The following is an 18,130-nucleotide window of genomic DNA, read 5'->3' as shown; positions in this document are numbered from 1 at the left end:
TTATTGTAATAAAGGCGAATAGTTTGTTGGGTAGTTTCCTATGTCAACTAAATTACCCGAAGCTTCAAAATTTGTTCCATAAGTAAGGTCAATGGCTTTCATAAATTCGTTTGCAGCCATTGCATAACCTCTAGAGGTTAAGTGTACACCATCTAATGAAAAGGCTCCACCAGTTACTAAGTTAGAGGTTAGAATGAAATTTCCAGACTCTATACCAGTTGTAGCTAATTTAGTTAATAAAGCATTAGCATCAACAAATGCTAAACCAGCCGAAGTAGCTGTTGCTTCTATAGTAGCATTAAACGCATCTGTTGCAACTTTAATTTCTGCTTGTTCACTTGGTAATAGAACCCATTTATCAATTAAAGGTAATGTAATGCCTTCTACTGAAAATTGTGCCGCCAATGCAGGTGATAAACCATAATCTAATAGTGCTAGATATGAAAAATTATTCACTTCTCCTATAACCGAACTACTAGGTAAAACTAGTAAGTCATTTTCGTTGGCTTGTCTTGCTTGACCGTAAGCGTTACCTAATAATAGAGCTACTAGAGGTGCAGCTTCTGCTGGCAACCCAAGAGATTGTACAAAAACAGGAAATGCCGGATTAGCTCCTAAAGCTCCTGTAATTTGAGCAGATAAATCGTCTAAAGTTTCATCATAAATAACAACACCGTTCGCTTCTGTTTCAGAAAAAGTTATTGTACGAGAAGGATCTAATACTGCAAATACTTGATTTATTGCTCCATATACTGTATTTAACAATGGGATTTGAGCTTTAAATGTAGCACCAGTATCTTCATCATTTGGATCTAAAGCGTTATAGGGTACTGTTGTAAAATGAGGAATATCTGTTACATAAGGAATATTAGCAACAACACCTTTTGCTCCTCCAGAAGTTAAACTTGTAATTAGTGTAGATATTGCAAAATCGAAAGTTGGTTTGTCTGAAATAGGACTCGATCCATCTCCACCAGAAGTTGCATAGCCTAAAACGTCATTATTTCCAGCCCAAAGTGTAAAAAACGTTGGGGATTGTGCCATTGCTAATTCCAAAATACTAGCATTTGGTGAAGCACCAGTCATTCTAACAAAGTAAGGGTTAGCTGCTACTGGAAAGTTTGCAATGTTACCATACCCTGGAGCAATCATATGAAAACTTCTAGCCCCAGGAACTCCCATATTATTGAAAGGACCTGTTGGATTGTTTAATAAAAAATCGGTAGTTGGAGTAATTGGACCAATAACATCTGCTAAGTCTTTAGGAGCTCCACCAGTAGTAACTAATCTTGGTTTAAAAAGTTGTTCTCCTGTAGCAGGACTAATTATAACGTTACCTCCTAATATTAGACCTCCAAAATTATCATTCATTAAAGGTTGACTGAAACTTCCTCCACCAATCATGGAAAACTTTTGAGATAATATATTTGGAAAGGAATTTTCTTGAGATGCTTTAAATAAAGCATTATCTGTAAAACCAGCGGTAAGCGAGTTTCCTATTGAAACGTAAGTTGAGAAATCTGCAGATCCTGCTACTAATTGAGGTAAAATAACCGTTTCTTCTGGTTCAATATTTGTGTCTTTAAGTACATCTTCTGGTTCGTTACACGCAACAAAAGCGACAAGACCTAAAAGTACTGATAAGTATTTTATATTTTTCATTCTTATTTTTTTATAGGTTATTAATAGTCCAAGAGATATAATACATTGAGCCTATATTTCCAGTTCCGAAAGCAGTAAAGTACTCATCTCCTAAAAGATTTGTTGCTCCTGCTTTGAAAGTAGATTTAAAACTAGGTACTTTTAAGTTTATTTGTGCATCAACTACATGGTATTCTGGTACTAAACCATTACCAAATGTTGCTTCCCAGAAATAATCATCGCTATATCTATAAGCAATGTTAAAGCCAAAGTTTTCAAATAACTCGGTATTTCCAAATGAGGCTTTAAACTTGTGTTCTGGAGTATTAAAGTTTGTTGTAAAATCTGGGTATTTAACTCTATCAAAATCTAATTTTGCATAAGTATAACTTCCGCTTAAATCAAAATCTCCAAACACTTTAGTTGATAATCCAATAGATGCACCATAAGAGTTTACATCTGCTTGCGAGTTTGTATAAGTACTCCAGGCTTGATAATCATCATTTGCAATAGCAGCAACAGATAATGAATTGTCTCCTACAGTTCCGTAATATGGAGATACAACAACCTCTTGTGATATGAAGTCTTTATATTTGTTATAATAAGCACTAAAATCAACAATTAAATTTTTGAATTTACCACGATAACCAACTTCTGCAGAAGATACCTGCTCTGGTTTTATAATATCGGGGTTAGAAATTTCAAGTACAGCAGGGTTTCCTGTATCTGCTAACTCTTGAACTGAACTTGCAGTATATGAATTCTCATATGATACACGCCCTGTTTGTGTTACTGTTGCACCTTGACCTAAAGCTCGCCCTTCGTCACTAACCTCAAAAGTTCTTACATATCTATCTAAGTTATCTGGTGCAGAACCAACTAAAATAGCTCTACCAGCATCTAAGCCAATAAATAAATCTTGAGTAGTTGGGTTTCTAAATCCTGTTTGAACAGAAGCTCTAATATTATGATTTCTGTTTACTGTTAATCCAGCTGATATTCTTGGAGAAAAGAAACCATCAAAAAACTCAGATTTGTCATAACGAACAGAACCAGTTAATTTTAAATCTAAATCTTCGTTTAATTCAAGATTTTTTTGAATTTGAGTATAGATACCAAATTCAGAATAATCTATAGGTCCATCTAAATCGGTATAAATAGTTCCTGAAGAATTTAAGCTATATCTTCTATAAGAACCTCCTAATTGTATTTCAGCAAAATCAATTAAGTGGCTAAAGTTGTAATTAGCATCTGAGTGGTAATATTTAGATGCATCTTGAAATTTAGAACCAGTACTTAAATCGGGGTCGTTTATACTTCTGTTAAACGCTGCTTGGTATTCTGGAGTACCAGGTAAATATCTACCAGATTCCGATTGTGCTCTAGCTGCTGCATGAGCTTCGGTTTCTGAAGCACCACCTAAAGTAGCACCTGCATAAGTTTCTATATACTGTTTAAACCAATCTTCATCACTTTTCCAGGCTCTGTTAATATTTATACCAGTAAATACCATGTCGTAAGAATCTCCAGCTTTATCCGTAACGATATAACCTCTTAAAAAGAAATTATCATTTTTAATTTCTAATTTATGTTGTTGCTGAAAAAAGTTAGCAATATTATATCTGTTTGTTCCTTGATAAATTGTAGAACCTGTACCAACTTTTCCAACATATTGGATTTCAAAATCGTTTTCCCAAGGGCGGTAATATAATCCCCAATCTGTTTTAATGCTTTCAGCATTATAATTTGTTAAATCACGTTCATTATATCCAGTTCTACTAACTACGACATCTGGAATAATACCCTTTACACTTGCAGGAGCTTCAGATCTAATGTTCGCAGAAACTTCATCACCATAAACATTAATACCATCATAATCTAGGTTAGCTCTTGTGTTTTCTGGATTAATTTTATCAACTTCACTTGTAGCTGCCCAATCAGTTCCTTTTAAGTACCCAAAGTTAATTTTTGCAGCAATTTTGTTGCTAAATTTGTAAGCAGCTCTAAAGCTAACATCCGTATAGGCATTATCACCAGCAGATTCTTGTGAAGTAATTCCTCTTTTGATAGAGGTACTTATACCTTGATGGTCAAATGGGTTTTTACTACGCATAAATAAAATACCATTAAATGCATTTGCACCATATAATGCTGATGAAGCACCAGGTAGTAATTCTACACTTAAAACATCAGTTTCTGTCATACCTACTAAGTTTCCTATAGGGAAGTTAAGTGCTGGAGTAGAATTATCCATACCGTCAACTAATTGCATAAAACGATTATTAGCAAATGTTGCAAAGCCTCTTGTGTTAACAGACTTAAATGTTAAACTGTTAGTGTTAACATCTACACCTTTTAAGTTTTCTAATCCACCATAAAAATCAGCAGATGCTGTGTTTTTAATTTCTTTAAGCCCAAATCGCTCTACAGTTACAGGCGATTCAAAAATTCGCTCTGGTGTTCTTGATGCAGATATAACTACTTCATCAAGTGAGGTTCCTTCGTTTAGAATAAAATTAATTTTTTGGTTTTTTGATATTATGTCTTCAATAACTGTTTCAAATCCAACACTACTTGCTTGGAGAGCAAACGGCGGATTTAAATTTGTAGTTAATGTAAAGTTACCATCAAAATCAGTTACAGTTCCAGTTGATGTTCCAACAATAATGACATTAGCGCCAGGAATGGGCTGACTGTTATCATCGACTACTGTACCTGTGATGGTTGATTGTGAAAAAGAAAATCCACAAAACAAAAGCATTAAAAAGGGGAGAATTGTCTTCATTTAGTAATAAGAGTTTTAGTTTAACAACAAGAATATGTAAAATAATTATACTATCCTAGTGAGTAAAAATATAAAAAATTATGCGCGCATAGTATATTTTAACAAAAAACATTGCATTTTATTGTTAAATAATCAAAATAAAGGGGGTAAAAATAAGAATTACGTGTTTTGGATTTGCGCGCAATTCTTATTTATTTTAATAGAAGTTATTAGTTATTCAACAGTAACAGATTTTGCCAAATTTCTTGGTTGATCTACATTTTTATTTAACAGAACTGCTATGTGATATGATAATAATTGTAATGGAATTGTAGTAAGAAGTGGTGAAAGTGACTCTAAAGTTTCTGGAACTTCAATAACATGGTCTGCAAGATCTTTTACTTGAACATCACCTTCTGTAACGATTCCAATAATTTTTCCTTTTCTAGATTTAATTTCCTGAATGTTACTTACTACCTTCTCATAATGGCCTTTTTTAGTTGCAATTACAACTATAGGCATGTTTTCATCAATTAAAGCTATTGGGCCATGTTTCATTTCTGCAGCTGGATAACCTTCTGCATGTATATATGAAATCTCTTTTAGTTTTAAGGCGCCTTCAAGAGCTACAGGGAAATTGTATCCTCTTCCTAAATATAAAAAGTTACTTACATCTTTATATACATTTGCGATAGCTTTAATGTTATTGTCAGATTTTAAAGCTTTTTCTACTTTTTCAGGAATCATTTCTAGTTCTAGTAAATGCTGTCTGAAATCTGAACTACTAATAGTGCCTTTTGCTCTTGCTAATCTTAATGCTATAAGCGTTAAAACAGTTATTTGAGTAGTGAATGCTTTGGTAGAAGCAACACCAATTTCTGGTCCTGCGTGAGTATATGCACCAGCATCTGACTCTCTAGCTATAGATGAGCCTACAACATTACATACTCCAAATACAAAAGCTCCTTTTGATTTTGCTAATTTGATAGCTGCTAATGTATCTGCCGTTTCACCCGATTGAGAAATGGCAATGACAACATCATTTTCAGTAATAACAGGATTACGATATCTAAATTCTGAAGCATATTCGACTTCTACAGGTATTCTTGCTAAGTCTTCAAAAATATATTCTGCCACTAAACCTGCATGCCATGATGTACCACAAGCAACAATTATAATACGATTGGCATTAAGAAACTTTTTCATGTTATCTTCAACACCAGCCATTTTTATTATAGCTTCTTGTCTTAATAATCTACCTCTATACGTATCTGTAATAGCTTTAGGTTGCTCATGTATTTCTTTAAGCATGAAATGATCGTAACCTCCTTTTTCTATTTGCTCCAAATTCATTTGAAGTTCTTGAACATAAGTGTCTACTAATGAATCGTCTTTAATTTTTCTAACTTTTATACCTTTATGAAATCTTATTACTGCCATTTCTTCATCTTCAAGATAAACGGCGTTTTTTGTATATTCTAAAAAAGGCGAAGCATCACTTGCAATAAAAAATTCATCTTCGTTTTCACCAATACCTATAGCTAAGGGGCTTCCAAGACGAGCTACAACAACTTCTTCTGGTTTGTTTTTGTCGAATACAGCAATAGCATAAGCACCTATTACTTGATTAAGGGCTATTTGAACAGCCTTGCCAAGTTTTACCTTTTGTTGTTTTTTTACGTCTTCAATTAAATTAATTAAAACTTCGGTATCTGTATCAGATTTAAATGTATAACCTCTAGATATAAGTTCCTGTTTAAGAGAATCGTAATTTTCTATAATTCCATTATGTATTATTACTAATTCACCTGAATTAGAAAGGTGGGGATGAGAGTTTATATCATTAGGTACACCATGAGTTGCCCAACGTGTATGACCAATACCAACATTTCCAATTTTAGAAATTTCTTTTTCAGTACGGGCTTCCAAATCGGCTACTTTACCCTTGGTTTTAGACACTTTAAGGTCTGTACCATCAAATAAAGCAATTCCAGCACTATCATAACCTCTGTATTCAAGTCGTTTAAGACCTTCTATTATAATTGGGTATGCTTCTCTATGTCCTATATATCCAACAATTCCACACATAATTATTTGTTTTTGATTTTGGGGTTATTTTAAATTCAAAGCAAATATGAAAAAAAAATATTAATGACAGTTAAATATTATATGAACTATAATATTTATACGATAAAGTTAATTTTACTAATGATTTAATATAACTAAAAATGTGTAATCGTCTAATTTTCTTTAGATTCTGTATAAAATATTTTTAATTTTAACCTTCGATCATCATTAACATTTTCATTACTACCATACAAAATAGTACCTCTAGGAGATATTATAGATGCAGAAGGAACTGCTGTTACATTATCAGTACTATTTAAAACTTCAGAGTTACTTGTATAGTTAACATTAGTAGATAATACCAATCCTAATTGATAGTTTGTAGAATCATTTTGAATAATATTATTAAGATGCTCTGTTAAACGTATTTTATATTTTGCCTTTGTTGGCGAAATACTATCTCTTTGACCAAGACTAAAAATTCTTGAGCTAATGGCTACATTATTTTCAAAAGGATCTACTGTATAGTCAATTGTTGTTGAATTGTTTTTAATATCATAAGCATAAATACGATCATATTTATGATAAATCTCTCCATTAATCTCATTTATGCTGTTTGTTACTTTAGTCTCATCTTCGTAAATTGTTAAATGAGCTTCATTAATTAGTCTCTTTAAAACATAATCACCATTTTCATCATAAACATATTCTCCAGTAATATCATCAGTTTTTCTGTAGTCTTTTAAGAATTCGTCTAACTCATCAGGTACCATATCACCATTTAAATCTGGTCCAAATAAATCAACTATAGCCATTGAGCCTTCTAAACCTTTTAGGTATAAAGTTTCGTCACCATTATCCATGTCACCGTTTGCAAATGGAACATTGAATTCATTAATAAATGTATTTAGCTTATTTCCAGTAAAGTTTAAAACATATTCATCTTGAATTCTGCTTCCATCCTCACCTTTTGTGTAATAGATAGTAATGTTAGCATCATTAGATTCTAAATTTATTAAAAACATATTACCATTATCATCTTCTTCTTGAACTTTAAAATATAAGCCCCTAAAATAATTCCTGAAGTTGTTTGAGTTGCTTAATACTTCATCGTCAGCTTTATCTAAGATAGTTTGTTGCCAAAAAGCTATTTCGTCTTCATCATCATTTAAATCATTGAAACTAACCCTAAATGCAGGTGTTAATCTCGTATAAACAATATTATCACTTTCACCAGTTTTTAAAACTATTTCATTTGCAGAAGGGGTAAATGTTGTGTCAATAATAATTTCGCCTATATGATTGTCAAAATCTATTTCTTGACTGCCGTTTAAAGCATAATTGTGAGTGGCATCTAAAAGATTTTCAGTTTTTGAATAATAATTCTGAGAGGTGTTAATATCAGATGGATTAAAATCTCTTAAATAGTATTTGTTTTGATAAATTGTAAGTTTAATTTTTGAATCTAAATCCCCGTAAATAGAATCTAATTGGTAAGTTGTGGTTCCATCATCTTCTATGCTTATTGCTGTGTTAAAATAGGGGATATTAAAAACTACAGAGTCAATTACAGGATTAACATCAAAATTTTCATTAAAAGAATTTGGTGTTACCTGTGTAACAATGCTAGCTGTAGTTTTGCCATATTCAGGATCATTGAATACGCCTAATAAATTTGAAGCTAAATTGTTAATTTGAAGTGCTTCTAATTTTTTATTGTATGCCGAAATTTTTATAACAGAGGAGTCGGAAAAAAAATTCGCGTTTTCATTTCCTAAAACATCACTATCTATAGTATTAAAATCCTTATCGCAAGCAATAAAAGATATTAAAATTAGAATAAAAATTACAGGTAATTCGAGGGCTTTATATATCTTTTTCATATAATATTGAACGAATTTAAAAAGTTTAGCTTAAAACAGTCTCATTAAAAAATGTTGTATAAGCTTCACCAAATTCGTCTTTACTTTTATATTCTAAAATAGGTTTATTGGCTGCTTCTAAATACGAATTTAAATCTTCTGGAATATTTTCAGACCCAACAATTAATGCATCAGAATAATCAATAGCAATTTTCATTAAATTGTTGTATGATGGCTCTTCAAGCGTTTTAATGGCGTCCTCTTCAATATTGTCAAATTTAATTTTGTTAACCAAGTCTTTGTTTAACGTATCGTCAAAGCTTTGATTGTATATAGAAGTAACTATTTTGCTTTCGTTAAATAATGGTTCGTCTTTGTAATATTCTTTAAGGTAAAGTGGTAATAATGAAGCCAACCAGCCATGAACGTGAATAATGTCTGGAGCCCAGTTTAATTTTTTTACAGTTTCAATAACACCTTTGGCAAAGAAAATTGCACGTTCATCATTATCAGAAAACATTTTTCCATCTTCATCTGTTAATGTGGCTTTTCTTTTAAAATATTCATCATTATCAATAAAATAAACCTGTATACGTTCTTTTGGTATTGAGGCTACTTTAATGATTAGAGGCATATCTAAGTCATTAATCACTAAATTTATTCCGGACAACCTTATAACTTCATGTAATTGATGTCTTCTTTCATTAATATTCCCGTATCGAGGCATAAAGATTCTTATCTGCCCACCTTGTTGATTAACCAATCTTGGTGCTTCAAAAGAAGCTGAAGAAATTTCAGTTTCAGGTAAATAAGGCACTACTTCAGATGATACATATAATATCCTCTTATCTTTCATATGTTTGATTTTGTTGACTTTAAATAAAGCTGTTTAATAGCAATTATTGGTATGCTTTTTAAAAAAGGAATTTTGAAAAAGCTTGCTTTATTGCAGTAATACTTTTAAAATTTCAAAATAAAAAACACGCAAAAGTACAAAATTTTATGCTAATTGATTGTAAAATCTTAAGTTTGCAAGCGTTAATTTTTTATTAAAAAGTGGAAATTTACTCAGATAAACAACAAATTACATTAGCTATTAATGAGTTAAAAGCTAAAAAACTAACTATTGGTATGGTGCCTACAATGGGTGCGTTACACCAAGGGCATTTACAATTAGTAAAAAAAGCTTTAGAGGAAAATGATAAAGTTGTGGTTAGCATTTTTGTAAACCCAACACAGTTTGACAACAAAGAAGATTTAGAGAAGTATCCTAGAACTTTAGAAGTTGATGTTGAGTTACTTAAAACAGTAAATAAAAACAATATTTTGGTTTATGCTCCTACTGTTAATGATATTTATGAAGGAAAGACAATATCTCAAAAATTTGATTTTGATGGTTTAGAGTTTGAAATGGAAGGCAAATTTAGACACGGTCATTTTGATGGTGTAGGAACTATTGTAAAACGTTTTTTTGAAATTGTAAAGCCTCATAAGGCCTATTTTGGTGAGAAAGATTTTCAACAATTAGCCATTATCAAAAAACTCGTAGAAAAGTATAATATACCAGTAAAAATTGTGGGTTGCAAAATTCATCGTGAAGCTAATGGATTAGCTATGAGCTCCCGAAATACGAGGCTTAAACCAGATTATAAAATAGCAGCACCTTTTATTTATAAAATATTAAAAACAGCCAAAGAAAAATTTGGCACAAAAAGTGCTAATAAAGTAATGGAATGGGTTGAAAATCAGTTTGCAAAACACGATATTCTAGAATTAGAATATTTCATTATTGCAGACGCCAATACCTTAAAGCCAATTAAACGAAAATCAAACAAAAAAACATATAGAGCATTTATAGCTGTATATGCAGACGATATTAGACTTATAGATAATATCGCTTTAAATTAATTATCTTTGCCACATGCAAATTCAAGTAGTAAAATCTAAGATTCACAGAGTTAAATGCACAGGTGCAGAACTCAATTATATAGGTAGTATAACTATTGACGAAGACTTAATGGAAGCTGCCAATATTATACAAGGTGAAAAAGTTCAAATTGTTAATAACGATAATGGAGAACGTCTGGAAACTTATTGTATTCCTGGACCTCGTAAAAGTGGTGAAATTACTTTAAATGGGGCTGCAGCAAGACGCGTTTCGGTTGGCGACACCTTGATTCTTATTACGTATGCTTTTATGGATATTGAAGAAGCGAAAGTTTTTAAACCATCTTTAGTTTTCCCAGATGAAGCAACTAATCTATTATTATAGACGTTGAATAAAAAGACAAAAAACATATTAAAAATTACACTCCCATTATTATTGGGAGTTTTTTTAGTTTGGTATTCACTATCTCAAATTTCAATCGAGCAGCTTGTTAAATATTTTAAAAAAGCAGATTATACTTATATATTTTTCGGAATGTTTTTTGGTTTGCTAAGTCATTTGTCTAGGGCATATCGTTGGCAATTTCAGTTAGAGCCTATGGGCTATAACATTAAGTTAGGCAATAGTATTATGGCTGTTTTTGCAACTTATTTAATTAATTATACCATACCAAGAGCTGGTGAAGTAGCAAGAGCCTCAATTCTTACAAATTACGAAGGTGTGCCTTTTGAAAAAGGATTTGGTACAATAGTAGCAGAACGTATTGCAGACATGATTGTTATGTTGGGTATAATAACAGTTACACTTTTTCTTCAATTCGATTTTATTTATGGTTTTTTAGTAGAAAAATTCGACCCATTAAAAATAGGAATTGCATTACTTGGTTTAACAGTCTTAATTCTTTTCTTTTTAAGATTTATAAAAATTAGTAATTCTAAAATAGCTTTAAAGATTAAAGGCTTTGTGGGTGGTTTGATTGAAGGTGCTTTAAGCATATTTAAAATGAAAAAGAAATGGGCTTTTATATTTCATACCCTTTTTATTTGGGCTATGTATGTACTCATGTTTTATATTACAACTTATTCTCTACAAGAGATTAGTGATATTCCATTTTCAGCTATCTTAATTGGCTTTATTGCAGCTAGCTTTAGTATTGCAGCAACTAATGGTGGGATTGGGTCTTATCCAGAGGCGATTGTGTTAGTTTTTACTTCTTTATTTTTTATACCAGAAGATCCAAGTCGAGCATTTGGTTGGATTATTTGGTCGTCGCAAACATTACTCATTGTTATTTTTGGCGGATTATCACTACTTTATTTACCAATATTTAATAGAAACAAGAATTTAAAAGACAATTAAAAGTTTTTAGCTTAAAATAACTTTGCTTTTAATCTCTACCTTAATTTCTTACCTTGCCATTAATAAAACTCAAATCACTTTAAAAAATGAAAAATACTCTTGTTTACTTTTTGCTTCTTTTTTTAGGTTTTAATTTTATAGAAGCACAGGTTAAATACGAAACAATTCAATCTTCAAAATTAGGAGAAGAGCGTCAAATAAAAATTCAATTACCCCGAGGTTATAATAATGATATAGATAAAACATATCCAATTTTTATAGTTTTAGATGGTGATTATATGTTTGAAGCCGTAGCTGGAAATGTAGATTATTATTCCTATTGGGAAGATATGCCAGCCTGTATTGTTGTTGGTATTAATCAAATAGACAAACGTTTTGATGATTGTATGTATTCAGAACAAAATTCATTGCCAGTAGAAACCGGTGCTGCTTTTTTTGAGTTTATAGGTTTAGAATTGATGCCATATATAGAAAAAACATATAGGGCAGGAAATTTTAGAGTAGCTGTTGGCCACGGTGAAACAGCAAATTTTATTAATTATTATTTACTTAAACCACAACCTTTGTTTCAGGCCTATATTTCAATTAGTCCAGAGTTAGCACCTAATATGATTGAATATATTCCAGAAGCTATAGGGAAAATTAAATCAAAAATATTTTACTATTTAGCTAATACAAATAATGATGCTAAATCTGTAAAACAAATGACAGATGCATTAAATACAGATATTTCTGCAATTGAAAACGAAAGCTTAATATTTAAGTTTGATAGTTTCGATGGTCCATCTCATTATTCAGTCCCAGCTCATGCAATACCTAGTGCCCTTGAAAATATTTTCCAAGTTTTTCAACCTATTTCAAAAAAAGAGTATAAAGATGTTATTCTTGAATTAGAAATTTCGCCAGTATTATATCTTCAAGAAAAATATCAAACTATTTCAGATTTGTTTAATATCGATAAAAAAGTACTAATAAACGATTTTAAAGCTATATCTGCAGCAATAGAGAAAAATGAATTATACGAATATTATGAAGAGTTAGGTAAAATGGCAAGAAAAGCCTATCCTGAAACTCTTTTAGGAGCCTATTATATTGCTCGTTTTTATGAGGAGACTGGAGAACCTAAAAAAGCTATGCGAACATATCAATCTGGCTATACATTAGGTGAAATAGCAGGACTTACAAAAGATTTAATGTTAGAAAAGGCAGATTTAATTAAAGAAGATTTTGGGTATTAATGGCAAAAGTAAAAACAACTTTTTTTTGTCAAAACTGTGGTACACAATTTGCAAAATGGCAAGGGCAATGCAATGCTTGTAAAGAATGGAATACCATTGTTGAAGAGCTTATTCAAAAACCTGAAAAGAGTGACTGGAAATCACCAACTACCAAAGTAAAAAAAGCATCTATTCCATTACGTATTAATGAAATTGATACATCTAAAGAACCTCGATTAGATACTTTTGATGCAGAGTTCAATCGTGTTTTAGGTGGCGGAATTGTACCTGGTTCTTTAACTTTATTAGGAGGCGAGCCTGGAATAGGTAAAAGTACATTACTACTTCAAATTTCATTAAAATTACCTTATAAGACGCTGTATGTTTCTGGAGAAGAAAGCCAAAAGCAAATAAAAATGCGTGCAGAACGAATTAATCCAGAAAATAACAATTGCTATATTTTAACCGAAACCAAAACGCAGAATATATTTAAACAAATAGAGACTTTAGAGCCAGATATAGTTATAATTGATTCTATACAAACTTTGCATAGTGATTATATAGAGTCGTCTTCTGGAAGTATTTCACAAATAAAAGAATGTACAACCGAGCTTATTAAATTTGCTAAAGAGACAGCAACACCTGTATTGTTAATTGGGCATATTACTAAAGATGGAAATATTGCTGGGCCTAAAATATTAGAGCATATGGTTGATACTGTTTTGCAGTTTGAAGGCGATAGGAACCATGTTTTTAGAATTTTAAGAGCACACAAAAACCGTTTTGGTTCTACTAATGAATTAGGTATTTATGAAATGCAAGGTTCAGGTTTAAGGGAAGTTTCTAACCCATCAGAGATATTGATCTCAAAAAAAGATGAAGAGTTATCAGGAAATGCTATTGCAGCCACCTTAGAAGGTATGCGTCCACTTATGATTGAAGTTCAAGCATTAGTAAGTACCGCAGTATATGGTACACCTCAAAGAAGTGCAACAGGATTTAATGCAAAACGCTTAAATATGCTTTTGGCAGTTTTAGAAAAACGTGCAGGTTTCCGTCTAGGTGCAAAAGATGTATTTTTAAACATTACTGGTGGTATTACTGTAGATGATCCTGCTATAGATTTAGCTGTTGTAGCTTCTATTTTATCCTCAAATGAGGATGTAGCAGTTCAAAAAGATTTTTGCTTTGCTGCAGAAGTTGGTTTATCTGGTGAAATTCGTCCTGTTCAGCGAGTTGAACAACGAATTCTAGAAGCAGAAAAATTAGGGTTTTCTACCATTTTTGTGTCCAAATACAATAAAATATCTTTAAAAAATACCGTTATTAAAATTCAGTTAATTTCAAAAATTGAAGATTTAGTTGGCTTAATTGTTTAGGTTTTAATTTTCTCATTTAAAAGAAATCTCTATAAGTAGTCTAAAGCATACAAAAAGTACGCAATTTATATATTATTATGTGTTTTATCCGATTTTTTATTGTTTTTATCGATTTTTTGTTCTAGTTTTGTCTTTAACATTTGTTAATATCGCATTGTTTTGCGGTATTTTAATTGAAATTTTCTTCCCTCAAGCATTATTTCAAAGTAATATTTATGGTTAAATAATTGATTATTAATTGTGTAAGGCGATTAATAAACTATTGTAATAAATATTTTTAGTAGAAATAAGAATAAGAACATATAATATTTAGATATCCCAAATCATATTAAATATGAAGTTTAAATTATTATTGAGTGTTTTAATAGTATGCTTTCAGTTAACTATTAGTTTTAGTCAAACAAATGCTCCAAGCATACAAACTGGCGTAAACTTTAGGTGGAGTGATTCTCAAACAAGTCCTACTCAACCAGCAACAATAAAAAGTATTGTTATTAATGATTTGGTTTATGATAATTATAATTTACCATCAGGTTATGAGTTAACACAATTGGGGTCTTCGGGGCATAGTTTTAATAAAATACAAAAAAATGCAGCAGTTGTTGAGACTACTAGTGCTAGCGGAACATGGGATGCGTCAGCCTTAGCAGCATTTCAAGACTTTAATTTAAATCATTTTTTCTGGGCTACTGGTAATGGCGCAAATGTATGTGACAATTATACAGCCGTTTCTTCTACTACAACCGCACAACGACAAACTTTATCTTATAGCAATGGTGTAATATCTAGTTCTAGTAGTATAATAGCAATAACAGAACGAAATGCAAATAATTGTTATCACATAGAACTCTTTGGAATTCCTGCATCAGGAGGTGCAGAACAATCGTTAGGGCAGACTTTTATAAACGAAACAACAACACAATGGGGTTTTGGAGGTACGGGTAGCCCAGGTAATATGGGAACACCGGGTGCTATAACCCCACCAACTTCTGGATCAGATTATTGGTTAAGCGACAGAGTTGTAAATACTAATTGTTCAAATATAGGAATTGCCTTGTTTTATTTGGATGATATTGCTCCAAATGGTTCAGTTATAACTAAGGTTAGATTAACAGGCTCTACAAACGATCATGGCGATGGGAAAGTATTTATTCTTACACTTAATGATAATGATAATGATGGTTACAGCGATATAGATGATTTAGATGATGATGATGATGGTATTTTAGATGAAGATGAAATGGATTGTTCTCATTTAAATGATGGAAATGGAAATGGACCAGGAACTTATGTAGATAATATCTTTTGGTTAGATTGGTCTGGCATTTTAAATGATGGAATTCAAGACGGAGATACAAAAAACTTTACATTACCAGATGGCTCAATAGCAACGGCAACATTTTCTGCAGCAAATGCAGATGCAAATTTTATGTTAGCTAAAAGCATGAGAACCTGGACAGGTGCTCAACTATGGCAATATTACGATGCAAGCGATTCCGCAGGAAACTTATCAATATATAATGATGTTCAATCTGGCATATCAGCTAATTTTACAGTTACAATAACATCTTCTACTGGTCTGGAACTTGATTTAGTGGTTGCTGATGCAGAAACTACAGATGTTAATAATGCTGGGTTAGCTAGTGAGAATGATGAAGAATATCATTTAACAACTAATGGCGGTAATTGGGCATTATTAGAATATTATGGTGTTGGTTCTAATTACCCTATTACTGGGCTTGGTACAGATACTGTAGTAGGAAAAGGAATTAATGGTGCAGTAACTGCACCAATGTTTATAACAAGAAACGCAAGTATTTTAGATGTTTTTATAGAAAGCGAACCTTCAGGAAAACAAGGGCTTTCATTTGGAATTTTTTTAGAATGTATTGATAAAGATACAGACTCTGATGGTGTTCCAGATCGTTTTGATAGAGATAGCGATAATGATGGTTGCCCAGATGCCTTAGAAGGAGATGCACCAAATAGTCAAATTGGTTATGCCAATTTAGATGTTAATAATGAAATTTTGGGTACAGAAGATGCTAATGGAGTACCTGTTTTAGCCAGCGGGGGCCAAGGTATTGGTACAAGTATAGATAATACACAACAAGCCAATGAATGTAGCCCATGTGATATAAATAATCCAAGCTATTTAGATAGCGATAATGATGGTTTCGGAGATTTTTGCGATTTAGATGATGATAATGATGGTATTTTAGATACTGAAGAGTGTGCATTTTCTCCAACTTGGGTTTTATCTTATCAACTTATCGTAGAATCTGGTAATGCCACAGATTTAAAAACTGGAGATATACTTAGAAAAGTAAATGCTTTAAGCTATGCTGGTAAAAATTATGATGTATTAGTTGAAATTTTAAATGAAAATATCCCAACAGGTTCATTACATATTAGAACCTCAGATGGAGCATTAAGATTTAATGGAGCAAACCCACAAGAAAACCCATTTATTGAATATAGTTTAACCATTGTAGAATCTGGAACTACTAACGTAGCAACTTTGCCATATGTAGTTACTATATTAAGAGATATAGACGGATCTTCGTCTGGTACTTTTTATGATGTACAAGGGTATTCAACATCTCTAGCATATAATCAAATTAGCCCTGGTAACGCTATAATTAAAACAAATTCGTTAGATTTTACACCTTCAGATACTTATGTTACTTATAGTCCATCAAACCCTGCGGGGTTAGTATCGAGTGGATTACCTTCAAACTGGTTTATTCAATACCATGATAGTTATAGTACGGGTAATTATGTGTTTGGTTTAAATGATAGCAACACTACATCATCATCATCAGGAAGAGCAATATTTCACGATATTCTTATTCAATGTGATACCGATTTTGATGGTATTCCAAATAAATTTGATTTAGATAGTGATAATGATGGCTGCCCTGATGCGCTTGAAGGTGATGCACCAAATAGCCAAATAGGTTATGATAATTTAGATGTTAATAATGAAATTAATGGTGCAGAAGATGCTAACGGGGTTCCTGTTTTAGCTAGTGGCGGTCAAGGTGCTGGTTCTAGTCAAGATAACTCACAGCAAGCGGATGAATGTAACCCTTGTAATATTAATAATCCTAATTACTTAGATAGCGATGGCGATGGTATTGGAGATTTATGTGACCTAGATGATGATAATGATGGAATTTTAGATACAGATGAAGGTCTAGCAAACATTATTGTTAATGGTTCGTTTGAGGCACAAGATTTTACTGATGATGCTGAATTTTCAGGAAATGCAGATTCATGGGGTACTTATATTGGTGCGCCTATTAATTCAAACCAACTATATGGTTGGAATTACGACCAAAATTGTGATGGATGGGTCGCTGGTGGTAATCCTTCTTTTTTTCCTGGGCGAACTATTGCAAATGCATATGATGGTAAGCAATTTGTAGATGTTTTAGGTAGTAATTCATCTGTTGGGGGAATAAATAATACATTAACACAAACCATTAATACTGATATAGGAGAGACATATACATTGACTTTTTATTGGGGTGAAGATATCGGTTATCAATCTGGTTGGATTGTTGATTTAGATTTATTAGTATTCGATTCTGCAAATACGCCTTTAATAAGTGAGAAGTTAAATTTCGTTGCAGAGGGCCCAAGTGCTACTAATATAATAGGTCCAAAAATTTGGAATAAATATCAGAATACTTTTGTAGCAACTACTACACAAACCACATTAAGCTTTTATGCAACACCTACTGATCCATATAGTGGAGCAGCTATAGATTTGGTAAGTATAATAAAGACTCAAGATACTGATGGAGATTTATTGCCAGATCATCTAGATATAGATAGTGATAACGATGGTATACCCGATAATGTAGAAGCTCAACCAACAGTTGGCTATATTGCACCAAGTGGTAATGGTACAGGTATGACTGATACCAACGATGACGGTGTTGATG

General features: G+C 32.0%; 11 protein-coding genes. 6 read left to right on the top strand and 5 right to left on the bottom strand.

The window, feature by feature from the left end; all coding sequences use genetic code 11:
- The 5 genes from Q0842_RS09560 to Q0842_RS09540 all read right to left on the bottom strand — a co-directional run bounded on the left by Q0842_RS09560 (window position 1) and on the right by Q0842_RS09540 (window position 9,190).
- Window positions 1–1,662: a G-D-S-L family lipolytic protein gene (locus Q0842_RS09560; RefSeq protein ID WP_298497411.1), complete on the bottom strand. Its 1,662-nt coding sequence runs from the start codon at window positions 1,660–1,662 to the stop codon at window positions 1–3.
- A gap of 10 nt (window positions 1,663–1,672) precedes the next feature.
- The gene (locus Q0842_RS09555; protein WP_298497409.1) at window positions 1,673–4,426 is read right to left on the bottom strand and encodes a TonB-dependent receptor; all 2,754 of its coding nucleotides are present in this window, start codon (window positions 4,424–4,426) and stop codon (window positions 1,673–1,675) included.
- Window positions 4,427–4,639: 213 nt separating this feature from the next.
- Window positions 4,640–6,493, bottom strand: a complete 1,854-nt coding sequence (gene glmS, locus Q0842_RS09550) for a glutamine--fructose-6-phosphate transaminase (isomerizing) (RefSeq protein ID WP_298497407.1) — start codon at window positions 6,491–6,493, stop codon at window positions 4,640–4,642.
- A gap of 152 nt (window positions 6,494–6,645) precedes the next feature.
- Window positions 6,646–8,355: a DUF4270 domain-containing protein gene (locus Q0842_RS09545; protein ID WP_298497405.1), complete on the bottom strand. Its 1,710-nt coding sequence runs from the start codon at window positions 8,353–8,355 to the stop codon at window positions 6,646–6,648.
- A gap of 25 nt (window positions 8,356–8,380) precedes the next feature.
- A complete protein-coding gene (locus Q0842_RS09540; RefSeq protein WP_298497402.1) occupies window positions 8,381–9,190 on the bottom strand; it encodes a glycogen/starch synthase in 810 nt (269 codons plus the stop codon).
- Between the two features lie 200 nt (window positions 9,191–9,390).
- Between Q0842_RS09540 and panC the strand changes: the two genes are divergently transcribed.
- The 6 genes from panC to Q0842_RS09510 all read left to right on the top strand — a co-directional run.
- Entirely contained in the window at window positions 9,391–10,242 is an 852-nt protein-coding gene (panC, locus tag Q0842_RS09535) for a pantoate--beta-alanine ligase (protein ID WP_298497399.1), read from the top strand.
- 13 nt (window positions 10,243–10,255) lie between these two features.
- On the top strand, window positions 10,256–10,606 hold the full coding sequence (gene panD / locus Q0842_RS09530) for an aspartate 1-decarboxylase (protein WP_298497396.1): 351 nt from the start codon (window positions 10,256–10,258) through the stop codon (window positions 10,604–10,606).
- A 3-nt stretch (window positions 10,607–10,609) separates the two neighbouring features.
- Complete coding sequence (locus Q0842_RS09525) at window positions 10,610–11,581, top strand: lysylphosphatidylglycerol synthase transmembrane domain-containing protein (protein ID WP_298497393.1); 972 nt, start codon at window positions 10,610–10,612, stop codon at window positions 11,579–11,581.
- An 86-nt stretch (window positions 11,582–11,667) separates the two neighbouring features.
- Window positions 11,668–12,819 (top strand): alpha/beta hydrolase-fold protein, encoded by a 1,152-nt coding sequence (locus Q0842_RS09520; RefSeq protein WP_298497391.1) that lies wholly within the window; start codon window positions 11,668–11,670, stop codon window positions 12,817–12,819.
- The gene (gene radA, locus Q0842_RS09515) at window positions 12,819–14,177 is read left to right on the top strand and encodes a DNA repair protein RadA (protein WP_298497389.1); all 1,359 of its coding nucleotides are present in this window, start codon (window positions 12,819–12,821) and stop codon (window positions 14,175–14,177) included. The genes Q0842_RS09520 and radA overlap by 1 nt, the downstream gene beginning before the upstream one ends.
- A 334-nt stretch (window positions 14,178–14,511) precedes the next feature.
- Window positions 14,512–18,130, top strand: a 3,619-nt coding sequence (locus Q0842_RS09510) for a CshA/CshB family fibrillar adhesin-related protein (RefSeq protein WP_298497387.1), incomplete at its 3' end; no start/stop codon positions are given.

This window comes from uncultured Algibacter sp. (assembly GCF_947495675.1).
Taxonomy (GTDB): domain Bacteria; phylum Bacteroidota; class Bacteroidia; order Flavobacteriales; family Flavobacteriaceae; genus Algibacter_B.
The sequence above is the reverse complement of the archived record's forward strand: the minus strand, read 5'-3'. Positions and strand labels throughout refer to the sequence as shown.

Coding starts and splice junctions, on each gene's coding strand:
- Q0842_RS09540 (WP_298497402.1), bottom strand. CDS start 9,190: ATGAAAGATAAGAGGATATTATATGTATCATCTGAAGTAGTGCCTTAT.
- Q0842_RS09560 (WP_298497411.1), bottom strand. CDS start 1,662: ATGAAAAATATAAAATACTTATCAGTACTTTTAGGTCTTGTCGCTTTT.
- Q0842_RS09545 (WP_298497405.1), bottom strand. CDS start 8,355: ATGAAAAAGATATATAAAGCCCTCGAATTACCTGTAATTTTTATTCTA.
- Q0842_RS09520 (WP_298497391.1), top strand. CDS start 11,668: ATGAAAAATACTCTTGTTTACTTTTTGCTTCTTTTTTTAGGTTTTAAT.
- glmS (WP_298497407.1), bottom strand. CDS start 6,493: ATGTGTGGAATTGTTGGATATATAGGACATAGAGAAGCATACCCAATT.
- panD (WP_298497396.1), top strand. CDS start 10,256: ATGCAAATTCAAGTAGTAAAATCTAAGATTCACAGAGTTAAATGCACA.
- radA (WP_298497389.1), top strand. CDS start 12,819: ATGGCAAAAGTAAAAACAACTTTTTTTTGTCAAAACTGTGGTACACAA.
- Q0842_RS09555 (WP_298497409.1), bottom strand. CDS start 4,426: ATGAAGACAATTCTCCCCTTTTTAATGCTTTTGTTTTGTGGATTTTCT.